Here is a 6,343-nt window from a genome sequence, read left to right on the forward strand (position 1 = left end):
TTTTTTTATGCCAACGACAAGCGCCTCAGTTAGGAATTGGCTATCAAACTAATAGGCTCAATTACCTTTACTTGTTGAGAATAATTATCAATAATGTTTACATCAACCCGATAACCGTTTAGGTGAACATTATGAAAAAAACGCTTAGCTTTGCCGCGATCCATTTCAGTATTGCGTTTACCGTCGTTTATCTACTTACGGGCGACATTATTCTTGGTAGTCTGATTGCCATGCTTGAGCCGATGGTCAATACCGTTGCTTTTTACTTTCACGAAAAAGTATGGGCGCACTACACCCCACTGCGCCGCTACTCACAATCGGCCAAAATTAAAACAGGTAGCTTTGCTGTAGTGCACTTCAGTGTTGCATTTTGCGTGGCATATATCATGACCGGAAGTTTTGTCATTGGTGGTGTTTTAGCCATGATCGAACCGAGCATTAATACGTGTGCTTACTACTTCTACGAGAAGTTCTGGCAAAAGAGGCATCCGCAAGAATGGTCACCAATGAAATGCTCTCATTAACTGTACGTTGATCAGATAGGAAAATGGGTAACACAGAGATCTTCGCTTAACGCGATATGGAAGGATTGCTGCTGGCCATCAAGTTGCACCGATAAGGTATACAAATCATTCGGGTTAAGCTGTGTAAGATCTGCGTACTTCGGCGCTTCCACTTGAAATAAAGCACTGGCGTGCTGATGACGCACATCAATAGGTAACTGATAGCTCATACCATTAAATTTCACCACCGCGGAAACTAATCCTGGTGCGTAAGTTTGATAATGTAAGTGAACCAAAAACTCACAGCCACCACCATAGTGCCAGATTTGCTCAGTGGTAACATGCTCTAAACGAACATGACGAATGCATTGCAGATAAGGCTCTTGCCAAATACCCATTCGCTCATCGTATTTCTTCACCGAGTGGTGTCCCAATGGGCATAATTGCGGTAAATCTTGATCCTCCAGCAACCACTCTTCTTCTTGCTCAACAAACAAAATTTCGAATCGATTGCGGCCGAGTTGCAGCAAAGGCCGAATGTCTTTTTTATACACCGCTTGACTGCCATCACAATCAAATAGTGCCACACCGTTTAAACGTATTTCCGCATAAAAATCGATCCCCTCAAGCACAAGATCAATTGCAGCAAAACCAAGCATCACTTCATCCACCTCAACATCATGCATCAAATGCCACTCTTGCTCGGCAATGTGTGCTTCTGTCATATCGTGAGGTAATACTTGGCTAAGAGGCGCAGGAAAACAAAGATCATCTTGCGGGATCGATAAATCAGTCAACGGTGAAAGCTGCCAAAAGCCAGCAAGAGAAATTCGCATAATAAACTTGAGCTAGATCAATGTTGAGCGATTATATACAAAATAAATAAAGATGTGCTGACAAAAATAATGATTCGTCACTAAAGTGCCCCGTTAGCTTTGCATAGCTAAAAAAATACCAGCCAAAGGGCTGGTATCTCACATTAAGGTAAATAACGCCTAATCACTCTTGGTCGTCTTCATCTTCTTCATCGTCGTATAGAGCATCTTCGCCTTCGTAGTAAGTGCCCCAGCCGTCGTAAATAATGTCATATTTTTCAGCAAGTTGAATAAGCTTCTCTGCCTGTTCATCGATCGCTTCGGCCTTCAGTACCGATTGCATAGTCGCGTCACAGCACAATAGTTTATTGCCGTCTTCATCTTCTGTTTCTTCTGCTTCAAGCACTTCAAAGCCCATTTTAAAGGCTTCAACAACCGCTTTTTCTAGCGTGTCAAAATCTTCAGCAAATAGGTGGTGCTCTATCTCATATAACGCATCTGGATCACTGCCATCTTCGAGCAGGGCTTGAATGATGTCGCGAGTATCTTCTTTTTGAATTTCGATTAACTCTTCAACGGATACGTAGTCATCTTGCTGAGGTTGAGACATAAGGTGCTCCAGATTTGGCTAAATGTAGACTATACTCCATCAACTTGGCGTTGCAGATAGGCGGCAAGTGAGTTCATCCCCATGAACATAGATAAACTATGTGACTGGGGTGAGCAAACGTAACCAGAACCGCTGCAACTTCACGTCGGAAGGGTATAAATGAATTTCGACGAAATATGGCATGGTTCGCCTAAAATTGCCACCAACAACGTACCGCGATCTTTATCTTTCTAAAGGATCACTGCTCAATCAAGTACAGACCAAAGAAAAAACACTTTAATTTAACAATTTATTTTCATTTTGCTAATTCAGTAGATTATCTGCCTGATGATTTGCTCTTTCACCGCATTAAACTGCCTGTTTATCAAACATTCATGCATAGCGAAAAAGGTCGTTTTGGCTAAACATGCCCACATTATGCACTTTTTATGTAAATAACCGCATAGAAAATCACTTATTCTTCATGCTTAATTCACCCTCCTCTGAGCCAAAAACGCATAACAAAGCACTTTGTCGTTATTAGGCTTATTTGGCTGGTTTTGGAGTTATTTTTTAATAAGCACATACTTTAAAGCATACACAACTATAAGTTCACAAAATAACAGCTAATATCACCACCAAGTAGACTTGCATCGTTCGCTTAAGCTTGTCATAAAGAACATGAGAAATAAGAGTAGGGATACAAAATGAATAAGCTGTACGTTGGATCTGAAGTTGGGCAACTGCGCCGAGTATTACTCAATCGGCCAGAGCGTGCCTTAACTCATCTCACACCGTCGAACTGTCATGAACTGTTATTTGATGATGTGCTTGCCGTAGAAGATGCAGGAAAAGAGCATGATGCCTTTGCCAACACATTGAAGGACCAAGATGTTGAAGTGCTGTTGTTGCATGATCTCTTAGTCGAAACCTTAGCCGTTGCCGATGCCAAAGCGTGGTTGCTCGATACGCAAATTTCTGATTTTCGCTATGGTCCCACTTTGGCGCGCGATCTGCGCTGCTATTTAGCTGACATGGATAACGAACACCTCGCCACTCTGCTACTCGGTGGTCTTGCTTATTCCGAACTGCCCATCCACTCCTCTTCGATGCTACCTAAAATGCATCGTCCGTTAGATTTTGTGATTGAACCGTTGCCTAATCATCTCTTTACCCGCGATACCTCTTGCTGGGTGTATGGCGGCGTATCGCTTAATCCGATGATGAAACCAGCACGCCAACGTGAAACCAACCATTTACGCGCCATTTATCGTTGGCATCCTGTATTTGCAGGAGAGAATTTTATCAAGTATTTTGGTGATGAAGATCTGCACTACGATAATGCCAATATTGAAGGGGGCGACGTACTGGTGATCGGTAAAGGTGCGGTGTTGATTGGTATTTCCGAACGCACGACGGTGCAAGGGGTAGAAAATTTTGCTGCGAGTTTATTTAAACATGGGCAGGCCAAAGAGGTGATTGCCGTTAACCTGCCTAAACACCGCTCTTGTATGCATTTAGATACGGTGATGACACATATGGATGTCGACACCTTTTCTGTTTACCCCGAAATTATGCGTCATGATTTAGAAACATGGCGTTTAACGCCAAAAGGCGATGGCGGGATGAACGTCGATTCAATGCCAAGTTATGTTAATGCGATTGAACGCGCGTTAGGTTTGGACAAACTCAAAATCATCACCACTGGTGGTGATAGCTATGAGGCTGAGCGCGAGCAATGGAATGACGCCAACAACGTGCTAACGGTTAAACCCGGAGTTGTGATTGGCTACGAGCGCAATGTCTACACTAACGAGAAATACGATAAGGCGGGCATCAAAGTATTAACCATCCCCGGCAATGAACTCGGCCGAGGCCGAGGCGGCGCGCGCTGCATGAGCTGCCCGATCGAGCGAGATGATATTTAACCTTCTCAATTCAACGCAGTGAATAAAAGAGATAAAAAAGCGGCGCATCAAAACGCCGCTTTTTATTTGCTTACGCTGCGCGATACAAACCACGTCAGCTCTGAGCGAGTAACAACGTTATTCGGTGCCACCAACAGTGAGTGAATCTAGCTTAAGCGTAGGTTGCCCTACTCCAACAGGCACACTTTGTCCTGCTTTACCGCACACTCCAACGCCGCGATCAAGGCTCAAATCGTTACCCACCATCGAGACTTGTTGCATTGCCTCAATGCCAGAACCGATCAAGGTTGCACCTTTGATTGGATAAGTAATTTTTCCGTTTTCAATCATATAGGCTTCAGAGGCAGAGAACACAAATTTACCCGAGGTGATATCCACTTGGCCACCGCCAAAGTTGGGCGCATAAACGCCTTTCTTCACTGTTGAAATGATCTCTTCTGGCGTATGTTCACCCGGCAACATGTAAGTGTTGGTCATGCGCGGCATCGGTAAATGTGCGTACGATTCACGACGCCCATTACCCGTAGGATTCACCCCCATCAAACGTGCGTTGAGTTTGTCTTGTATGTAGCCTTTCAACACGCCATTTTCAATTAAGGTGTTGTATTGACCATTGACACCTTCATCGTCGACATTGAGCGAGCCACGCAGATCTTTCAGTGTGCCATCGTCAACAATCGTACAAAGCGTTGAGGTTACTTTCTGGCCAATTTTACCGGAGAAAACAGAAGATCCTTTGCGGTTAAAATCACCTTCTAAGCCATGCCCTACCGCTTCGTGAAGCAAGACGCCCGGCCAACCAGAACCGAGCACAACAGGCATCGCGCCAGCGGGAGCTGCGACAGCTTCAAGGTTGACTAAGGCTTGTCGGATAGCTTCATCGGCAAACTGAAACGCAACTTTACGGCCATCTTGTTCGGTGAGGAAAAAGTCATAACCAAAACGACCACCACCACCAGAGCTGCCTCGCTCGCGGCGATCACCTTTTTGTGCTAACACGCTGATCGACAAACGGACCAACGGGCGGATATCGCCTGCGTAAGTCCCATCGGTTGCAGCAACTAACATCTGTTCATGCACACCACTTAAGCTCACCGAGACTTCTTGGATCAACGGCTCTTTGGTACGAATGTAAGCATCCAGCTCTTGCAGTAATTCTGTTTTTTGCTTTTTTTCCCAACTGGCTAGTGGGTTATCCGCCGCATAATAGGCTTGATTATCGCTACGTTTAAAGGCTTGAACACAACCACTTTTGCCTTGCTGCGCAATGCCTCGTGCGGCTATTGCACTCTGTTTCAAACCTTCTAGTTGGATTTGATCTGAATAAGCAAAACCCGTTTTTTCACCTGTGATGGCACGCACACCAACACCGCAATCGATATTAAATGAGCCGTCTTTAATAATGCTGTCTTCGAGCACTAAAGATTCATGCCAGCTCGACTGAAAATAGATATCGGCATAATCAATTTGACGAGTGGCAATTGTCGCTAGTGTATCCGCAATATCTTGCTCGGTTAATCCTGCAGGTTTTAATAGTGCATCTTCAATGCGGTTAATACTCATAGTTTGCTCTTATTATCTATAAACTGATTGGTGAATCGGGTGTGTGCAGCAATGGGCATTTTTTGTCGAACTTGCTCAACGTAAGCCAAGTCAATATCGGCGACTAAATTCCCCACTTGCTGGTTTAAGCTTGCAATAACCTCACCCCACGGGCTGATGACCATCGAATGACCCCATGTCTCGCGCCCACATGGATGAAGCCCAGTTTGCCCAACCGCAACAACCCAACACTGATTCTCTATCGCCCGGGCTCTTAACAAGACTTCCCAATGTGCCTTTCCGGTCACCGCCGTAAAGGCCGCAGGAACCACTAATATCTGGGCACCCTGCATTCTTAATTGGGAATAGAGGTGCGGAAAGCGCACATCATAGCAGATGGAAAGGCCAATTTGACCAAATGGCGTCGACGCAACACTCAGCTTTGTGCCGCAGGTAAAAGTTTCCGATTCTCGATAGCGCTGGTGGCCGTCAGCAACATCTACATCAAACATGTGTAATTTGTCGTAGTGCGCGACAAGATCGCCATTGGCATCAAACAGCAAGGAGGTAGTCGTTACCCCAACCTCACGACGGATAGGCATGCTGCCCACCAACAGCCACACCCGATGAAAGCGAGCCATAGCAGCCAATTGGCTCTGCAAGGGCCCTTGCCCCAATGGCTCGGCATGTTGGTGGTACTGTTGTCGCGTGCCAAACACCAGTGCATTTTCCGGCGTGACAATCCACTTCGCACCTTGCGCCACAAGTAGTGACACTTGCTGTTCGATATAGGCCAAATTCTGCGCAGGTTCAGAGCTTGACGTCATTTGAATAAGTCCAACGCGATCCATGCCTACTTCCCTATTTTTCAGTCAATTTTCTCAACTTTTCTGGCAATTTAAACTCGCCTCGACTACGCGAAAGCTCTTTAACAACCGGTGAATTAATTGGCCCTTTGACCTCATA

Annotated in this window: 6 protein-coding genes; 2 read left to right on the plus strand and 4 right to left on the minus strand. The window is 45.3% G+C overall.

Translation table 11 applies throughout. The features are described 5' to 3' along the window. The first annotated feature begins 131 nt into the window (after positions 1–131). Positions 132–524 carry a DUF2061 domain-containing protein gene (locus AACV20_RS02915; RefSeq protein WP_170907934.1) on the plus strand — a complete coding sequence of 131 codons (393 nt, stop codon included), beginning with the start codon at positions 132–134 and terminating at the stop codon, positions 522–524. 11 nt (positions 525–535) lie between these two features. On the opposite strand, the gene AACV20_RS02920 is transcribed toward AACV20_RS02915, so the two are convergent. Then, a complete protein-coding gene (locus tag AACV20_RS02920) occupies positions 536–1,339 on the minus strand; it encodes a glycosyl hydrolase 2 galactose-binding domain-containing protein (RefSeq protein ID WP_064624306.1) in 804 nt (267 codons plus the stop codon). 163 nt (positions 1,340–1,502) lie between these two features. Then, entirely contained in the window at positions 1,503–1,928 is a 426-nt protein-coding gene (gene rraB, locus AACV20_RS02925) for a ribonuclease E inhibitor RraB (protein WP_017046663.1), read from the minus strand. Positions 1,929–2,614: 686 nt separating this feature from the next. Here rraB and arcA point away from each other — a divergent pair. Next, positions 2,615–3,835 (plus strand): arginine deiminase, encoded by a 1,221-nt coding sequence (gene arcA / locus AACV20_RS02930; protein ID WP_017047087.1) that lies wholly within the window; start codon positions 2,615–2,617, stop codon positions 3,833–3,835. 117 nt (positions 3,836–3,952) lie between these two features. On the opposite strand, the gene tldD is transcribed toward arcA, so the two are convergent. Then, entirely contained in the window at positions 3,953–5,398 is a 1,446-nt protein-coding gene (tldD, locus tag AACV20_RS02935) for a metalloprotease TldD (RefSeq protein ID WP_013857867.1), read from the minus strand. Further along, the gene (locus tag AACV20_RS02940; RefSeq protein WP_094147747.1) at positions 5,395–6,228 is read right to left on the minus strand and encodes a carbon-nitrogen hydrolase family protein; all 834 of its coding nucleotides are present in this window, start codon (positions 6,226–6,228) and stop codon (positions 5,395–5,397) included. Before AACV20_RS02940 ends, tldD begins: the two co-directional genes overlap by 4 nt. Positions 6,229–6,343: the final 115 nt, after the last annotated feature.

This window comes from Vibrio sp. B4-6 (assembly GCF_963888245.1).
GTDB lineage: Bacteria > Pseudomonadota > Gammaproteobacteria > Enterobacterales > Vibrionaceae > Vibrio > Vibrio anguillarum.